Annotated in this window: 13 protein-coding genes and 1 riboswitch; of the genes, 12 read left to right on the top strand and 1 reads right to left on the bottom strand. The window is 43.5% G+C overall.

The features are described 5' to 3' along the window. Positions 1–3: 3 nt before the first annotated feature. Together ftsZ and lpxC are read left to right on the top strand one after the other, a co-directional pair. Positions 4–1,200 (top strand): cell division protein FtsZ, encoded by a 1,197-nt coding sequence (gene ftsZ, locus AC4CUX_RS06225; RefSeq protein WP_125273738.1) that lies wholly within the window; start codon positions 4–6, stop codon positions 1,198–1,200. Between the two features lie 123 nt (positions 1,201–1,323). Then, complete coding sequence (gene lpxC, locus AC4CUX_RS06220) at positions 1,324–2,226, top strand: UDP-3-O-acyl-N-acetylglucosamine deacetylase (protein WP_490792240.1); 903 nt, start codon at positions 1,324–1,326, stop codon at positions 2,224–2,226. A 97-nt stretch (positions 2,227–2,323) separates the two neighbouring features. On the opposite strand, the gene AC4CUX_RS06215 is transcribed toward lpxC, so the two are convergent. Then, complete coding sequence (locus AC4CUX_RS06215; protein WP_130235459.1) at positions 2,324–2,764, bottom strand: DUF721 domain-containing protein; 441 nt, start codon at positions 2,762–2,764, stop codon at positions 2,324–2,326. 108 nt (positions 2,765–2,872) lie between these two features. On the opposite strand from AC4CUX_RS06215, the gene AC4CUX_RS06210 reads away from it, so the two are divergent. From AC4CUX_RS06210 to recJ, 10 genes are all read left to right on the top strand, one after another. Next, entirely contained in the window at positions 2,873–3,556 is a 684-nt protein-coding gene (locus AC4CUX_RS06210; RefSeq protein WP_004691723.1) for a M23 family metallopeptidase, read from the top strand. Between the two features lie 277 nt (positions 3,557–3,833). Then, positions 3,834–6,536 carry a pyruvate dehydrogenase (acetyl-transferring), homodimeric type gene (aceE, locus tag AC4CUX_RS06205; RefSeq protein WP_201952869.1) on the top strand — a complete coding sequence of 901 codons (2,703 nt, stop codon included), beginning with the start codon at positions 3,834–3,836 and terminating at the stop codon, positions 6,534–6,536. 2 nt (positions 6,537–6,538) lie between these two features. Further along, positions 6,539–8,494 carry a 2-oxo acid dehydrogenase subunit E2 gene (locus tag AC4CUX_RS06200; RefSeq protein WP_201952866.1) on the top strand — a complete coding sequence of 652 codons (1,956 nt, stop codon included), beginning with the start codon at positions 6,539–6,541 and terminating at the stop codon, positions 8,492–8,494. Between the two features lie 139 nt (positions 8,495–8,633). Beyond that, positions 8,634–8,783: riboswitch (yybP-ykoY riboswitch) on the top strand. Between the two features lie 75 nt (positions 8,784–8,858). After that, positions 8,859–9,434: a TMEM165/GDT1 family protein gene (locus AC4CUX_RS06195; RefSeq protein ID WP_201952863.1), complete on the top strand. Its 576-nt coding sequence runs from the start codon at positions 8,859–8,861 to the stop codon at positions 9,432–9,434. Positions 9,435–9,616: 182 nt separating this feature from the next. Continuing rightward, entirely contained in the window at positions 9,617–10,414 is a 798-nt protein-coding gene (locus tag AC4CUX_RS06190) for an oxygen-binding di-iron domain-containing protein (RefSeq protein WP_004691719.1), read from the top strand. A gap of 94 nt (positions 10,415–10,508) precedes the next feature. Beyond that, positions 10,509–10,874 carry a YkgJ family cysteine cluster protein gene (locus AC4CUX_RS06185; protein ID WP_058951538.1) on the top strand — a complete coding sequence of 122 codons (366 nt, stop codon included), beginning with the start codon at positions 10,509–10,511 and terminating at the stop codon, positions 10,872–10,874. A gap of 222 nt (positions 10,875–11,096) precedes the next feature. Next, entirely contained in the window at positions 11,097–12,563 is a 1,467-nt protein-coding gene (gene guaB / locus AC4CUX_RS06180) for an IMP dehydrogenase (protein ID WP_004691717.1), read from the top strand. Positions 12,564–12,684: 121 nt separating this feature from the next. Continuing rightward, the gene (gene glmM / locus AC4CUX_RS06175) at positions 12,685–14,016 is read left to right on the top strand and encodes a phosphoglucosamine mutase (protein ID WP_201706901.1); all 1,332 of its coding nucleotides are present in this window, start codon (positions 12,685–12,687) and stop codon (positions 14,014–14,016) included. Between the two features lie 14 nt (positions 14,017–14,030). Next, positions 14,031–14,687 carry a pyridoxamine 5'-phosphate oxidase gene (gene pdxH, locus AC4CUX_RS06170; protein WP_058951540.1) on the top strand — a complete coding sequence of 219 codons (657 nt, stop codon included), beginning with the start codon at positions 14,031–14,033 and terminating at the stop codon, positions 14,685–14,687. Next, positions 14,688–16,394 (top strand): single-stranded-DNA-specific exonuclease RecJ, encoded by a 1,707-nt coding sequence (recJ, locus tag AC4CUX_RS06165; RefSeq protein WP_201952860.1) that lies wholly within the window; start codon positions 14,688–14,690, stop codon positions 16,392–16,394. The last annotated feature ends 13 nt before the right edge of the window (positions 16,395–16,407 follow it).

Below are 16,407 nucleotides of genomic sequence, written 5' to 3'. Positions count from 1 at the left end.
GTCATGGCCTCATTTGAATTTTTAGAAGATGATCAAACCGATAGCAACGGTCAAGCCCGTTTTACTGTGTTTGGTGTTGGTGGTGCAGGTGGTAACGCCGTACAACACATGCTTGAGTCAGATATTCAAGGTGTAAAATTTGTATGTGCCAATACGGACAAGCAAGCGCTAGACCGTATGAATGCACAATTCAAAATCCAGTTGGGTGAGCAAAGTACCCGTGGCTTGGGTGCGGGCGCCAATCCAAATGTAGGTCAAGCAGCGGCTGAAGAAAGTCGTGACTTGATTCGTCAGCACCTTGAAGGTACTGACATGGTGTTTGTCACTGCTGGTATGGGCGGTGGTACAGGTACAGGTGCTGCGCCAGTGGTTGCTGAAATTGCCAAAGAAATGGGCATTTTAACCGTAGGCGTAGTAACGACACCGTTTAACTTTGAAGGTAAACGTCGTCTTCAGTCTGCTGAGCAAGGCATTGAAGCATTAGAAGCGCATGTAGATTCTTTAATCATCATTCCAAACCAACGTTTGTTAAAAGTTTTCCGTGACATCTCAATGAAAGATGCTTACAAAAAAGCGGATGATGTCTTATTAAATGCGGTCCGTAGTATCTTTGATTTGGTGGTGCGCCCAGGTCATATTAACCTTGACTTTGCTGACTTGAAAACTGCGATGAGCACACGTGGTTATGCCATGATGGGTGCGGGTTTAGGTCGTGGTGAAAACCGCGCACGCCAAGCAGCTGAACAAGCGATCCGTAGTCCATTGCTGGATAACGTCACCATTATGAATGCCAAAGGGATTCTGATTAATGTGACTGGTGGTGATGACGTTACGTTTGGCGAAATCGAAGAAATTACCGACGTTGTGAATCAAATTGTCGATCTAGATGAAGGCCAAGTCTTCTACGGTACCGTATTTGATCCAGATGCGCGTGATGAAATCAGTGTCACTGTCATTGCAACAGGTTTGACTCGAAATTCAGCAGATTCTGCTGAGCCAGTGAAGCGTCCAAATGCACATGTGCAGGTAGCACAACATGGGCATGCAACGCAAGCGGTTGTTGAAGATGATGATGTGCCTGCAATCCAGCGTCAGAACCAAGACGCGGCTGCTGCAGCGAGTTCTGCATCGACAGTGAGTGCTGCACGTCCAACACCAATGAGTATTCAGGATTACCTGAAAAATCAACAACGTAAGTAGTATTTATTGATGTGGTTAAGCCACATGTGATGAAGAAAAGGTAGTCTCTGACTACCTTTTTGTTTTTTATCAATGGCTAAATATGCTAACGTATAGCGGTTTAGTGGTGAGATGGTATGAAACATGTTGAAACAAAGAACTCTACAACGTGTCGTTAAAGCAAGCGGCATTGGTTTGCATAGTGGTCAAAAAGTCTTAATTAACTTTGTGCCACATCATGCGGACGGAGGAATTGTGTTTCGTCGTATCGATCTCAATCCACCCGTCGACATTCGTGCAAATGCGATGTTGATCCAAGAAGCCTTCATGTGTTCAAACTTGGTTCAAGAAGATGCCAAAGTCGGTACGATTGAACATGTTATGAGTGCAATTGCAGGTCTGGGTATTGATAACCTGATCATTGAAGTGTCTGCCTCTGAAGTACCAATTATGGATGGCAGTGCAGGTCCGTTTATTTATTTATTGATGCAAGGCGGCCTTAAAGAACTGGATGCCCCTAAAAAATTTATAAAAATACTCAAACCTGTTGAAGCACTCATCGACGACAAGCGCACCATTTTCCGCCCACATGAGGGTTTTCAACTCAACTTTACCATTGACTTCGACCATCCCGCTTTTAAGAAAGAATATCAGTCTGCCACTATTGATTTTTCAACCGAAACCTTTGTTTATGAAGTCAGTGAAGCCCGTACTTTTGGTTTCATGAAAGATTTGGATTATCTCAAAGCCAATAATCTCGCTTTGGGGGCAAGTTTAGACAATGCCATTGGAGTCGATGAAACCGGTGTGGTGAATGAAGAAGGTTTACGCTTCTCAGATGAATTTGTTCGTCACAAAATATTAGATGCGGTGGGGGATCTTTACTTGCTCGGCCACCAAATTATTGCCAAATTTGATGGATATAAGTCTGGGCATGCTTTGAATAATCAATTATTGCGCAATGTCCAAAGTGATCCAAGCAGCTATGAAATTGTAACATTTAATGACGAAGATCAGTGTCCAATTCCTTATGTGAGTGTGACTTAAGTCATTGTCTTTATTGTGTGACGTTATATTGTAACAAGCATAAATGTGATGAATTTATCATTTTAAAAACGCAATTCTGACGCGGGTCGAGACGAGGTTACTTTTTTTTGCTTGCCAAACGGCGCATTGCTTGGCTAAGCTTAGGGTCGCTCACAAAGTCAGCAGCACCTCGAATTAAGTCTTGAGTTTCTGTGCTTAGCGATCTTGAAATAGATTGTATCTTTGCGGGTGTTTGAGAGGGGATTCTCAAACGAACTTGGAGTTTTTGTAGGTCTTTAAACTCATCAAGTTCCGACAGTTGTGCAATATATTGTTTTTGAAGGTAACCAAGTTGACTAATCATCGCTTGATTTTCGCCGGTAATCGTCAAAATACCATATTGATAACAAACAACCTGCCACTGCTCTGGTTGCGGTAGGAGAGGTTGAATCAGTTTTGTAAGTTTCTGCCATGCAGTTACTTGCTTTGAGAGAAACGTTAAGTTTCCTGTTTTTATGTGTTTTCTGGTTTGTTGAAAGAGATTCACTGGTTCGGACATACATATTTCCTTCATGTTAATGTCTTAATCTTATGCGCTTCTTTCGGTAGATATCAAGGACGAGATCACGCAAGAAACATTCGTAAGAACAGTTTTAAGAGGTTTTTTATGCATATGCGACGTATTTTGTTGGCTTTTTCTTTTGCAGCATCGGCTGCTTCAGTAGCCTTCGCTGATTTGGTAGAACTCAATACAAATAATGCATCTTCGGATCGAATTGAGCAATTGACACGCACTTTATCAGAAGGTGCTTATACTGAATCTAATGATATTGATGTTCCTGCCGAAACGAAAATGACCGTTCAGCTCCGTGAAAAAACGGTTGAACTTAACAACGCTTCACTGGCGAAAAAATACGGTTCAGAATTCTCTGCAAAAAGTTTTTCAAATAATGCATATTCGTGGTTAGTGACACACCCACTTCCAAGTGCACGTGTGAGCTCAAGTTACGGCGGCCGTACTATGAATGGTCGTGCTGAGCGCCACTCAGGTCTAGATCTTGCTGCGCCAAGCGGTACACCGATTTATGCGACAGGTCCAGGGATTGTGACCAAGTCAGGTTGGGGTACGGGCTATGGTCAATACGTTGAAATTAACCATGGCAATGGTTACATCACGCGCTATGCCCATGCATCACGTTTAATTGCTCGTGTTGGCGACCGTGTAGACGCGGGTGAACATATTGCTAATGTTGGTTGTACAGGTCGTTGTACTGGCCCACATTTACACTATGAAGTAGTTAAAGATGGTCAACGCAAAAACCCATCGACTTATCTAGCAATGTTGCCTTAATCCGATTTGATCGGATGATCCGAACTTACCATTGGTCTGATGCTTGAAAAAGGAATACAGCTCTGACGGAATCTAAGTTAGCATCAAAAAACAGCATTAAATGTATAAAAAACCGCCTAAATTGGCGGTTTTTTGTTATTTTGGGTAACGAATAGTCAATGACTATTTAGTTGCTAAATAGTAGGGCTCAGCCATATTCAGCTGTAGCGATACTCTTATAGGACGAAAGTATGATACATATTAGCGTATAAGATTAGGATATCGAAATAGGTGAATTATGGCGTTTTATGGTGATACTGACGCGCAAGAAACGCAAGAATGGCAAGATGCGTTTGACTCCGTTTTACAACACATGGGGACTGAGCGTGCAGCTTTTCTACTAGAAAAACTGTATCAACAAGCAATCGCTAAACATGTCCCTATTCAGCGTTTAAACACGCCTTATTTAAATACAATTTCAGTGGCTGAAGAACCTGCAATGCCAGGCGATCAAGACATGGAGCGTCGTATCCGTGCGTTGATTCGTTGGAACGCCTTAGCGATGGTACTCCGTGCCAATAAAACGGGTGATGACTTAGGTGGTCACTTGGCAAGTTTTGCATCTTCAGCAACATTATATGATGTGGGTTTTAACCATTTCTTCCGTGCGAATAGTGATAGCTTTGGCGGTGACATGATCTATTATCAAGGTCACTGTGCGCCAGGAATCTATGCGCGTTCATTTCTTGAAGGTCGTTTGACTGAAGAGCATCTAAACAATTTCCGTCGCGAAGTGGACGGTGTTGGCTTACCTTCTTATCCGCATCCATACTTAATGCCTGATTATTGGCAGTTCCCAACCGTATCGATGGGTCTTGGCCCAATCATGTCGATTTACCAAGCACATATTCAAAAATATTTGATGAATCGTGGTTTGATTAAAGAAGAAAATCGCAAAGTTTGGGCATACCTTGGTGATGGCGAGATGGATGAGCCAGAAAGCACAGGTGCAATTTCACTTGCGGGTCGTGAAAAATTAGACAATCTCATTTGGGTTGTAAACTGTAACTTACAGCGTCTAGACGGTCCAGTACGTGGTAACGGTAAAATTATTCAAGAATTAGAATCTTTATTCCGTGGTGCGGGCTGGCGTGTCATTAAAGTGGTTTGGGGCCGTCATTGGGACCCACTACTGGCTAAAGACAAAACTGGCGCTTTAAAGTCGGTTATGGAAGAAACACTGGATGGTGAATACCAACGCTTACAAGTGAAGGGTGGTGCATATGCACGCGAAAAATTCTTTGGTAAATACCCAGAAGCGGCTGAGTTGATTAAAGACTTAAGCGATGAAGATATTGATAATCTAAATCGTGGTGGTCATGATCCGTACAAAGTTTTTGCAGCCTATGCAGAAGCATGTACAGCCAAAGGTCAACCAACTGTAATCTTAGCGAAAACTGTTAAAGGTTATGGCTTGTCTGATGAAATTGAAGCAGTAAACAAAACGCATCAAATCAAAAAGATGCAAATCGAATCTTTAAAATATGTACGTGATCGCTTCAATTTGCCATTTAACGATGAGCAATTAGAAGAAGTGCCTTTCTATCGTCCAAGCGAAAACTCGCCTGAATTGAAATATATGAAAGCACGTCGTGAAGCACTAGGTGGTTACTTACCTGCACGTCGTAAAGAAAGTGAACAGTTGGCTATTCCAGAACTTTCTGTCTTTGATGCAGTATTAAAAGGCTCACAAGGCAAAGAACAATCAACCACCATGGTAATGGTTCGTTTAATCGCTGCATTGTTAAAAGAAAAAGCCATTAAAGACCGTGTTGTGCCAATTGTTCCAGATGAAGCACGTACTTTTGGTCTAGAAGGTATGTTCCGTCAGTTAGGTATTTATGCAGCCAATGGTCAGCATTACACGCCTGAAGACCAAGAACAGTTGATGCATTACCGTGAAGCAAAAGATGGTCATATGCTTCAAGAAGGCATTAACGAAGCAGGTGCAATGAGCGCTTGGGCAGCATTGGCAACCAGTTATTCAACCAATAACTTACCCATGATTCCAATGTACATGTACTACTCTATGTTTGGTTTTCAGCGTATTGGCGACATTGCATGGGCTGCAGGTGATGCACAAGCACAAGGTTTCTTATTGGGTGCAACAGCAGGTCGTACCACGCTAAACGGTGAAGGTTTACAACACCAAGATGGTCACTCGCATATTTTAGCCAATACGATTCCGAACTGTGTGTCGTATGACCCATGTTTTGGTTATGAATTAGCTGTTATTGTGCATGATGGTTTACAGCGTATGTACGTGAACCAAGAGCGTATTTTCTATTACTTAACGGTAATGAACGAAAACTACGAGCATCCTGAAATGCCACAAGGTGTTGAAGAAGGCATTAAACGTGGTATGTACTTACTTCAAAAAGATGAAAAAGCCACTGTTCAGTTGATGGGTTCAGGTGTGATTCTGCGTGAAGTCATTAAAGCTGCTCAAATCTTACGTGATGAATACCAAATCCATTCAAATGTATTTAGCGTAACAAGTTTCAATGAACTTGCACGTGATGGTATGGCATGTGAAGAATATAACCGCTTGCATCCAATGAGCGAGAATGTGAAAGAGGCTTGGGTGACTGAGCAACTGCGCGGTACAGAAGGTATCGTGGTTTCTGCAACAGATCATATGCGTGCTTATAGCGAACAAATTCGTGCATATCTTCCAGACAACCGTCCATTCGTAGCATTGGGTACAGATGGTTATGGTCGTTCAGATTCACGTGCTAAATTACGTAGCTACTTTGGTGTAGATGCAGCGCACATTGTTGTTGCTACACTGAAAAAATTGGCTGATGAAGGTGAAGTGGATGCACGCTTAGTGAAAGATGCCATCTCTACATTTGAATTAGATACGGACCGTCCAGTAGCTTGGGCTCCTCAAGCAACGCCATCTGTACACGCTGTAGCTGACTACAAAGAGGAGAAATAAGTATGCAAATTACAACTCCTGATATTGGTGTAGATAAAGCCGTTGTTGCTGAAATTTTGGTCAAAGTTGGCGACACCATTGCGGTTGATGACAGTGTCGTTCTATTAGAATCAGACAAAGCATCTGTTGAAGTGCCAAGCACTTCAGCAGGCGTTGTTAAAAGCATTTTAGTAAACTTAGGTGACTCGGTTGCTGAAGGTGCAGCGCTGATTGAGCTGGAAGCCGAGGGGCAAACTGAAGCGTCAGCGGCACAAGTACAGGCTGAAGCTGTTCAAGTTGAAGAAAAGCCTGCACCCGCTGCTGTTGCTGAAACGACTTCATCAGCTGCGACTACAGCATCACAAGTGATTGATGTGCAAGTACCAGACATTGGTGTGGAAAAAGCAACCGTTGGTGAAATTTTGGTGTCGGTTGGCGATCAAATTGACATTGATCAAAGCATCCTTGTGGTTGAGTCAGACAAAGCGACAGTGGAAGTCCCGAGTACGATTTCAGGCACAGTGGAATCAATTAGCGTTCACGTCGGTGACAGTGTTAAAGAAGGTGTGGTGATTCTGACTGTAAAAACAGCAGCGTCAGTTGCACCAGTGACTGCTGAGCCTACGCCAGTTGCAGCACCTCAAACCTCTGAAGCTCAGTCTGCTGAAGCAGCGCCACAAGCTGCTGCTGCGCCTGCAGGTGCGGTTGAAATTGCAGTGCCTGACTTGGGTGTAGACAAAGCGGCTGTTGCTGAAATTTTGGTGTCAGTAGGTGATACGGTTGAAAAAGACCAAAGTATCATCGTGGTTGAATCAGACAAAGCAACGGTTGAAGTACCAAGTACAACAGCAGGTGTGATTAAAGCCATTCATGTTGCATTGGGACAAAATGTATCGGAAGGTGTGGCTTTGGTGACCATTGAAGGTGAATCTTCATCAGCACCTGCGGCGGCTTCTGCTCCAGCGCCTAAAGCTGAAGTTAAAGCGCAGCCTGCGCCAGCAGCACAGTCAGTTGCGGCTCCTGTGTCAGAACAGGGTGCAGACAAGCTGACCAAAGAGCAAAATGCAGCCAATGCTAAAGTTTACGCAGGTCCTGCGGTACGTAAACTGGCGCGTGAATTGGGCGTGGTGCTGGCAGAAGTCAAAGCTTCTGGGCCGCATGCACGTTTAATGAAAGATGACCTTTTTGCTTATGTGAAAGGTCGTTTAACAGCACCACAAACTGCACCTGCTGTGACGGCTGTTGCTGCTGCGGGCTTACCGAAACTGCCTGACTTTAGTGCATTTGGTGGTGTAGAAGAGAAAGTGCTGACACGTCTGCAACAAGTCTCTATTCCGCAGTTGTCTTTAAACAACTATATTCCGCAAGTAACTCAGTTTGATTTGGCAGATATTACTGAACTTGAAGCTTGGCGTAATGATCTTAAAGGTAACTTTAAGAAAGATGGTATTAGCTTGACCATTATGGCGTTCATTATTAAAGCTGTTGCGCATTTACTCAAAGAAGAACGTGATTTTGCTGGTCACTTGGCTGATGATGGCAAGTCTGTACTCTTGCGTAACGAAATCCATATGGGCATTGCTGTAGCAACACCAGATGGTTTAACCGTTCCTGTATTACGTAATCCAGACCAGAAATCAATTAAAGACATTGCGGTGGAGCTCGGTGTATTGGGTCAGAAAGCACGTGATAAGAAGCTTTCGCCGAAAGATCTACAAGGTGCAAACTTCACGATTTCAAGCTTAGGTGCAATTGGTGGTACGGCATTTACACCATTGGTGAACTGGCCACAAGTCGCAATTTTGGGGATTTCTCCAGCGACGATGCAACCAGTATGGAATGGTCAAGGTTTTGATCCGAAACTGATGTTACCGTTGTCACTGTCTTATGATCACCGCGTGATCAATGGGGCCGATGCTGCGCGCTTTACCAATAAGCTGACCAAGTTGCTGAAAGACATCCGTACTTTGCTGATCTGATGATCTGGTTTTTTGGCCTGTAGGTTTCTCTTCTCAAAAGAGAAAAATAGCGGCTGGAAGCACTGCAAAAATACTTCAATAAAGACTCTGCTTCGGCAGGGTCTTTTGTATTTAGAGATTGCCAAAAAACGTATTTTCGCCTAACATTGTGTGACTTCATTGGGGAGTAGCCGCTGTTCCTAAGAACAGGTGATGATCAACATATTTGCTCTAAAACGAGCATGGTCATCATAGCAAAGAACCAAATGAGCTTCTAAAGAGCTTTCTTTTGTTGGCAAGACCTTTGATTTACCACTCTGCAGATTTTTGGCTAGCAGGAGCGGTGAGTCATTGGTATTTGTTATGCTAGCCAGAGAAAGACATCATGTATGAATTCCTCCTCTCCACAGCCATCGTGGCTTTAGCTGAAATGGGCGATAAGACCCAACTGCTCGCATTGTTACTTGCTGCACGTTTCCGTAAACCCGTCCCAATTCTATTGGCTATTTTGCTGGCGACCATTATTAACCATGGCGTCTCTGCTGTTTTAGGCCAATGGATCACCACAGTTTTAAGTCCTGATGTGCTGATCTGGATCCTCTCGATTGGTTTTATTGCTATGGCAGGTTGGATGTTGATTCCTGATCAGTTGGATGATGAGTCAGGCAGCATTAAGAAATGGCAGAAACTAGGGGTATTTGGCGCAACGTTTGTGTTGTTCTTTTTGGCCGAAATTGGTGATAAAACCCAAATTGCGACAGTGGCTTTAGCGGCACGTTTTGACAGTATAGTTTGGGTGATGTTGGGTACGACTTTAGGGATGATGTTGGCCAATGCGCCAGCGGTCTTTATTGGCGATAAGTTGGCGACCAAGTTGCCAATTGCCTTAATTCATAAAATTGGTGCGGCCATTTTCTTGGTCATTGGTGTTGCGACACTTGTACAGCATTATTTCTTCTAATTCACCTTAGAAAATAAGAATCCCGACTTAAAAAATCGGGATTTTTTATGGAAAAATGATCTTCAATTTATTGATATATCAAATGATGTTGGTCGCAAATGCATTGTAAGTTTGTGTAAATCCATATATGTTGTAGGTATTAAAAAGTCTTTTAAGAAAAACAGCATTTTGAGGGGATCGACATGGCATTTGACCGCACAACGTCACAGGTTTTATATGATGATGGCACACATAAGTGTATTAGCTTTACCAGCTTGGTCAAAGGCGAGGGTGTACAGGCAAATCAGTTTTTAATTATTGACCATGAGCGTGCTGCGGTCTTAGATCCAGGTGGTGATTTAACCTATGTGCCGCTGACCATGGAGTTGAATAAATATACCCGTTTGACCAATCTTGATTTTGTGATGGCCTCACATCAAGACCCTGACATTATTACCTCAATGCCGCGTTGGTTGGTCTATACCGAAGCGAAAGTGGTGGCTTCTAAACTTTGGGCACGCTTTTTACCTCACTTGAACTCTGCCTTTATGAGTGAGCGGATGAAAGGTAACTGGTTGGACCGATTGGTGGAATTACCTGATCACGGTCAAGTGATTACGTTGGGACAATCCTCCATTATTGCTGTGCCTGCCCATTTTCTACATTCGGTAGGCAATTTTCAGTTTTATGACCCAATTGCCAAGATTCTATTTTCAGGCGATATGGGGGCATCGATGGTGGATGATGCCTCAAAACCTTTGGAAAACTTTGCTGCGCATATTCCTAAAATGAAAGGGTTTCATCAGCGCTATATGTGCAATAACAAAGTGATTCGTTTATGGGTCAATATGGTCCGCACCATGGATGTCGAAATGATTGTGCCGCAGCATGGTACACCGTTTATTGGGCAAGAGCAGATTCATCAATTTTTAGATTGGATTGAGACTTTGGAGTGCGGTACAGACTTGATGGATGAGAGTGTTTTTACCTGTCCAACTTAAGTGACAAAATAGTCGTAAATTTTGCTTGTTTGGCAACCACAATTTTTTTAATATTTTCTTCCAAAAAAAGTTTTTGAAAATGAGAATATAAAGGATGTTGTCTCAAGTTCCAACGGAAGATGCCTGTTTAAGCTGCGGGGCATGTTGTGCCTTTTTTAGAGTCTCATTTTACTGGGCTGAAGGCATCTCCATGCCTGAACATTACACAGAGCCAGTGACGGCTGTGTATTCATGTATGGCTGGAACCAATCAAGCCAGCCCACGCTGTATCGCACTGCAAGGTACCATTGGTGAACACGTTAGTTGTGGGATGTATGAACAGCGTAGCTCTTCATGTAAAGAAGTTCAAATTGCTGATGATCAATGCAACAAAGCGCGACGTGCGCACAATATGATTCCATTTGTGCAATTGGAAGCGAGCATTGCAGTCAATGATGAAGGTTTTGATCAAGTGTGTTAATCAGTAAAAGCAGAGTCAAGGCTCTGCTTTTTTAGTTTTGAACATCAATTGAATCCATCTCAAAACAAGAAATAAAAAAATAAAGGTAAAAATGAAGGTCTCAAATAAAATATGGGTTTTATCACTTTATTTTCTAAGATAAAAAAATAAATTTTCAATTGAAATGAAATTTAAGTTCATATTTGTTTATAATAGCGCACGGAAATTACCAGTGAGACTGCCATGTTGACCATCGTTCAAGACGCGTTAACTTTTGATGATGTCCTATTACTCCCTGCCTATTCTACTGTTCTCCCAAAAGATGTCTCATTAAAGACACGATTCACGCGCGGCATTAATTTAAATATCCCCCTTGTTTCAGCAGCAATGGATACGGTGACTGAATCACGTATGGCGATTGCGATGGCGCAAAACGGTGGTATTGGTATTTTGCACAAGAACATGGATATTGCTGCACAAGCTGCAGAAGTCCGTCGTGTGAAAAAATTTGAAGCAGGAATGGTGAAAGATCCAATCACTGTGACACCTGAAACTACAGTGCGCGAATTGATCTCGATTACTCAAGCCAACAACATCAGCGGTGTACCTGTTGTGAAAGATGGCAAAGTGGTCGGTATTGTCACAGGTCGCGATACACGCTTTGAAACGAACCTTGAGCAACCTGTAAGCAACATTATGACCGGTCAAGATCGTCTCGTGACGGTTCGTGAAGGTGAGTCGAAAGAAAATATTCAAGCTTTACTGCAAAAGCACCGCATTGAAAAAGTTTTGGTTGTTGGTGAACACAACGAACTCAAAGGTTTAATTACAGTCACTGACTTCCGTAAAGCGGAAAGTTATCCAAGTAGCTGTAAAGATGACCTTGGTCGCTTACGCGTGGGTGCTGCCGTCGGTACAGGTGTAGAAACACCAAGCCGTGTAGAAGCTTTGGTTGAAGCGGGTGTAGATGCGATTGTCGTAGATACGGCGCATGGTCACTCTGCGGGTGTGATCGAGCGTGTACGTTGGGTGAAAGCGAATTACCCACAAGTCCAAGTGATTGGCGGTAATATTGCAACAGGTGATGCTGCATTGGCACTCCTTGATGCAGGCGCAGATGCGGTCAAAGTCGGTATCGGCCCAGGTTCAATTTGTACCACTCGTATTGTGGCGGGTATTGGTATGCCGCAGATTTCTGCGATTGATAGCGTTGCCAATGCACTGAAAGATCAAATTCCATTGATCGCCGATGGTGGTATTCGTTTCTCTGGTGACATGGCGAAAGCGATTGGCGCGGGTGCGAGTACGATTATGGTCGGTTCACTCCTTGCCGGGACTGAAGAAGCGCCAGGTGAAGTGGAATTCTTCCAAGGTCGTTACTATAAAGCGTATCGTGGTATGGGTTCATTGGGCGCGATGGCAGGCGCAACAGGTTCTGCGGATCGTTATTTCCAAGACTCTAAAGCAGGTGCTGAGAAACTTGTTCCTGAAGGTATCGAAGGTCGTGTGCCATACAAAGGACCAATGGGCAACATTGTGCACCAAATGATGGGCGGTTTACGTTCTTCTATGGGTTATACGGGTTCATCTGTGATTGAAGATCTTCGTCAAAATGCGAAGTTTGTGAAAATTACTTCGGCAGGTATGTCTGAGTCACATGTTCATGACGTAACGATTACCAAAGAAGCGCCGAACTATCGCGTGGGCTAATTCAGCTATACCAATTGTTCAAAGTAAAAGCCGTCATTTTTATGACGGCTTTTTCGTTTTGGTGTAAAGTGATGTCAGTAAAAAGTGATGATTTAGATCACCATTAAGAAGTGAGTAAAATATGAGTTATTTTGGTACCGATGGTATTCGCGGTAAGTTTGGCGTCCTCCCTATTACCCCTGAATTTGCCCTTAAGTTAGGCTTTGCCGCAGGGAAAGTTTTAAAACGCCACAGTAAAAAATCAAAACCATTGGTGGTACTCGGTAAAGACACACGTTTATCGGGTTATATTTTAGAGTCAGCATTACAAGCGGGTTTAAACGCAGCAGGGGTGTATGTACATTTACTAGGCCCATTGCCAACCCCAGCGATTGCTCATTTGACCCGTGCTTTACATGCAAGTTTGGGCATTGTGATTTCAGCATCACATAATCCTTATTTTGATAATGGGATCAAGTTCTTTTCCAGTGAAGGTAAGAAACTACCAGATGCTATTCAAGAAGAAATTAATCAAGAACTTGAAAAAGAATTAGTGATTGAAGACACGGCAAACTTGGGTAAAAGTGTCCGCGTAAAAGATGCCAATGGGCGTTACATCGAGTTTTGTAAATCCACATTTCCATACCATTTAGACTTGAATGATTTAACCATTGTGGTGGATTGTGCCAATGGTGCTGCATATAACGTGGGTCCATCGGTCTTTCGTGAGCTCGGCGCCAAGGTCATTGCCATTCATAATGAGCCTAACGGTGTAAATATCAATGAGCAATGTGGTTCAACACACCCTGAAAGTTTGCAACAAGCTGTAGTTGAAAGTGGTGCAGATTTGGGCATCGCTTTTGATGGGGATGCAGACCGTGTTATTTTGGTGGATAAAGATGGCAAGCTAATTGATGGCGACCATATTTTATATATCTTGGCGACACAGAGCGCTAAAAAACCTGCTGGAATAGTGGGTACCTTAATGTCAAATATGGCTTTAGAGCTGGCTTTGGAAAAAGCCGGTGTAGGGTTATTACGTGCCAAAGTGGGTGATCGCTATGTATTACAAGGTCTAGAAGAAAAAGGCTGGGTGATTGGCGGTGAGCCATCAGGGCATATCTTAACCTTGGATAAAAGTACCACTGGTGATGCCATTATTGCGGCTCTACAAGTCCTTACCGTGATGGTCGAGCAGAAGAAAGCACTGCATGAATTGGTTGCTGACTTTAAGCTTCTACCGAATGTGCTGGTGAATGTACGTTTAGAGGCGATGTTTGACCCTTATGCGGTGCCTGCTTTGGTGGCTGAATTTGATAAAGCCGAGCAACAACTCAAAGGTCGTGGTCGTTTGTTGATTCGTAAATCAGGTACTGAGCCTGTGATTCGTGTCATGGTGGAAGGGGATGACCTCGATGAAGTCAGCACTTTAGCCCATACATTAGCTGATGCTGTACGTGCGAATGCAGCTTAAAAGGGAGTGAAGAAATGAGTGATTTAATTAAAGATCTCAGTGAGCTTCGTTTAAGTTATCAAAAAGGCGAGCTGCATGAAGATCGAGTAGAAACCCATCCACATGCTCAGTTCTTGATTTGGTTTAATCATGCTTTAGAAGCACAACTGCACGAACCTTATGCTATGTCATTGGCGACAGCAAGTGTGCAGGGTCGGCCGCATGTACGAACGGTATTGCTGCGCGGTGCAACTGAAGCAGGGTATGATTTTTATACCAATTATGACAGTCAAAAAGGCAAGGATCTGGCAGAAAACCCATATGCAGAGTTATTGTTTTATTGGCAAGAGCAGGAACGTCAGATTCGCATTGGCGGTAAAGTGGTCAAAATTTCTGAAGCAGAATCGACGGACTACTATCATAAGCGTCCACGAGATAGTCAAATTGCAGCACATATCAGTACACCACAAAGTGGTGTGATTGAAAGCCGTGAGGTATTGCAACAACGTTTTGAGCAATTGCAAAGCCAAGTTGAAGGTAAATCAGAACTGAATAAACCTGTCTTTTGGGGTGGTTACCGCCTTGAGCCTGACTATTATGAGTTTTGGCAAGGGCGTCCGAACCGTTTACATGACCGTTTAAGTTATGAAAAACAGCAAGATGTCTGGATGCTGAAGCGTTTGATGCCATAAATGTCAGCCATTCAAATTAAGCAAAGACCCTTCATTACCCGTCCTGAATTATTTCAGGACATTCCTGCGTTTATTGCAGAAATTTTAGCCCGTCGTGGGGTGGCGTCAACGCAGGAGCTGGAGTTAAAGCTCAAGCATTTACTGGCCCCTAGTCTGAAAGGCTTAAATGAAGCGATTCAGTTGATGGATGCTGCAATTGATCAGCAACACAAAATCGTGATTGTGGGTGATTATGATGCAGATGGTGCAACTAGCACCGCTTTAATGATCTTGGCTTTGCGAAAAATGGGGGCGCAGGTAGAGTATCTGGTTCCAGATCGCTTTAAATATGGTTATGGCTTAACGCCTGCGATTGCGGATTTAGCATTTACCAGCTTTACACCTGATTTATTGATTACCGTTGATAATGGTATTTCCAGTCATGACGGCGTGAAACAAGCGCAAGATCATGGTATGCAGGTGATTATTACCGATCACCATTTGACCACCAAACCGACTCCCAGTGCCCAAGCGGTAGTGAATCCGAACCAGTTGGGGTGTGATTTTCCAAGTAAAGCCTTAGCTGGGGTGGGCGTGGCCTTTTATGTCTTGGCCAACTTATCGACCTATCGTAAAAAACTGCATAAGTCCTCGGCACTCATGAGTCAGTATTTGGATTTGGTGGCCTTAGGCACCTATGCCGATGTTGCGAGTCTTGACTATAACAATCGCATCTTGGTCGATGTTGGCCTGAAGCGCATTCAACAACATTTATGTCGTCCTGGCATTAGTGCTCTACTGGAGATTGCGGGGCGAGAGGCTGCAAGTTTAAAAGCGCAAGATTTGGGGTTTGTACTGGGACCACGTATTAATGCGGCAGGTCGTATGGAAACCATGGATATCGGGATTGAATGTCTATTGGCACAGGACTTTGCCTCTGCCTATCCATTGGCAGAACAACTGAATCAGTTGAATGTGGAACGTCGTCAAGTTGAAACCACGATGAAACAAGAGGCCTTAATAGCCTTGGATCAAATTCAACTGGATGATACGGTCTTACCTGCGGCTTTAATTATGTTCGAGCCGCATTGGCATCAAGGGGTGATTGGCATTGTTGCAGGGCGTTTAAAAGAACAGTTTCACAGGCCAAGTATTGTATTTGCCGCAGATGAAGATGGGATACATATCAAAGGTTCTGCCCGCTCGATTGAAGGAATCCATATTCGCGATGCCATTGAGTGTGTTGCTGAGCAAAATCCACATTTGGTCAGCCACTTTGGTGGGCATGCTGCGGCAGCGGGTTTAACCATTCAAAAAGTTCATTTTGAAGAGTTTAAGCAGGCCTTTGAAGCACTGATGGCAGCTCAGGATGAAGGTTTATTTACGGCGACTTTATGGACCGATGGTGAGTTAGCAGCAGAAAATATTCAGGTTGAAACGGTTGATCTGCTGCAGCAGATTAGTCCATGGGGGCAAAAGTTTCCAGCGCCTATTTTTGAAGGAAATTTTCAAATTTTAGATTTCCGCTGGCTGAAAGAAGTGCATTTAAAATTACGTGTTGCTTTAGACAATGGACAGGTCGTGGATGCCATTGCTTTTAATGCGGCGGACAAATACCAGTTCAATGAGATGAACCATCAAATTCGTTTGGTCTATGAGCTGGATAAAAATGAATTTCGTGGCAATGTAAGCGTACAACTTCGCATTTTGCACTTAGAACAATACTAAAAAAACCGCTCTA

This window comes from Acinetobacter sp. 231_lipA, assembly GCF_058243005.1.
The sequence above is the reverse complement of the archived record's forward strand: the minus strand, read 5'-3'. Positions and strand labels throughout refer to the sequence as shown.

What these genes read in the sequence shown, in the direction of transcription:
- ftsZ (WP_125273738.1), top strand. Translation starts at nt 4, where the DNA reads ATGGCCTCATTTGAATTTTTAGAAGATGATCAAACCGATAGCAACGGT.
- lpxC (WP_490792240.1), top strand. Translation starts at nt 1,324, where the DNA reads ATGTTGAAACAAAGAACTCTACAACGTGTCGTTAAAGCAAGCGGCATT.
- AC4CUX_RS06215 (WP_130235459.1), bottom strand. Translation starts at nt 2,764, where the DNA reads ATGTCCGAACCAGTGAATCTCTTTCAACAAACCAGAAAACACATAAAA.
- AC4CUX_RS06210 (WP_004691723.1), top strand. Translation starts at nt 2,873, where the DNA reads ATGCATATGCGACGTATTTTGTTGGCTTTTTCTTTTGCAGCATCGGCT.
- aceE (WP_201952869.1), top strand. Translation starts at nt 3,834, where the DNA reads ATGGCGTTTTATGGTGATACTGACGCGCAAGAAACGCAAGAATGGCAA.
- AC4CUX_RS06200 (WP_201952866.1), top strand. Translation starts at nt 6,539, where the DNA reads ATGCAAATTACAACTCCTGATATTGGTGTAGATAAAGCCGTTGTTGCT.
- AC4CUX_RS06195 (WP_201952863.1), top strand. Translation starts at nt 8,859, where the DNA reads ATGTATGAATTCCTCCTCTCCACAGCCATCGTGGCTTTAGCTGAAATG.
- AC4CUX_RS06190 (WP_004691719.1), top strand. Translation starts at nt 9,617, where the DNA reads ATGGCATTTGACCGCACAACGTCACAGGTTTTATATGATGATGGCACA.
- AC4CUX_RS06185 (WP_058951538.1), top strand. Translation starts at nt 10,509, where the DNA reads ATGTTGTCTCAAGTTCCAACGGAAGATGCCTGTTTAAGCTGCGGGGCA.
- guaB (WP_004691717.1), top strand. Translation starts at nt 11,097, where the DNA reads ATGTTGACCATCGTTCAAGACGCGTTAACTTTTGATGATGTCCTATTA.
- glmM (WP_201706901.1), top strand. Translation starts at nt 12,685, where the DNA reads ATGAGTTATTTTGGTACCGATGGTATTCGCGGTAAGTTTGGCGTCCTC.
- pdxH (WP_058951540.1), top strand. Translation starts at nt 14,031, where the DNA reads ATGAGTGATTTAATTAAAGATCTCAGTGAGCTTCGTTTAAGTTATCAA.
- recJ (WP_201952860.1), top strand. Translation starts at nt 14,688, where the DNA reads ATGTCAGCCATTCAAATTAAGCAAAGACCCTTCATTACCCGTCCTGAA.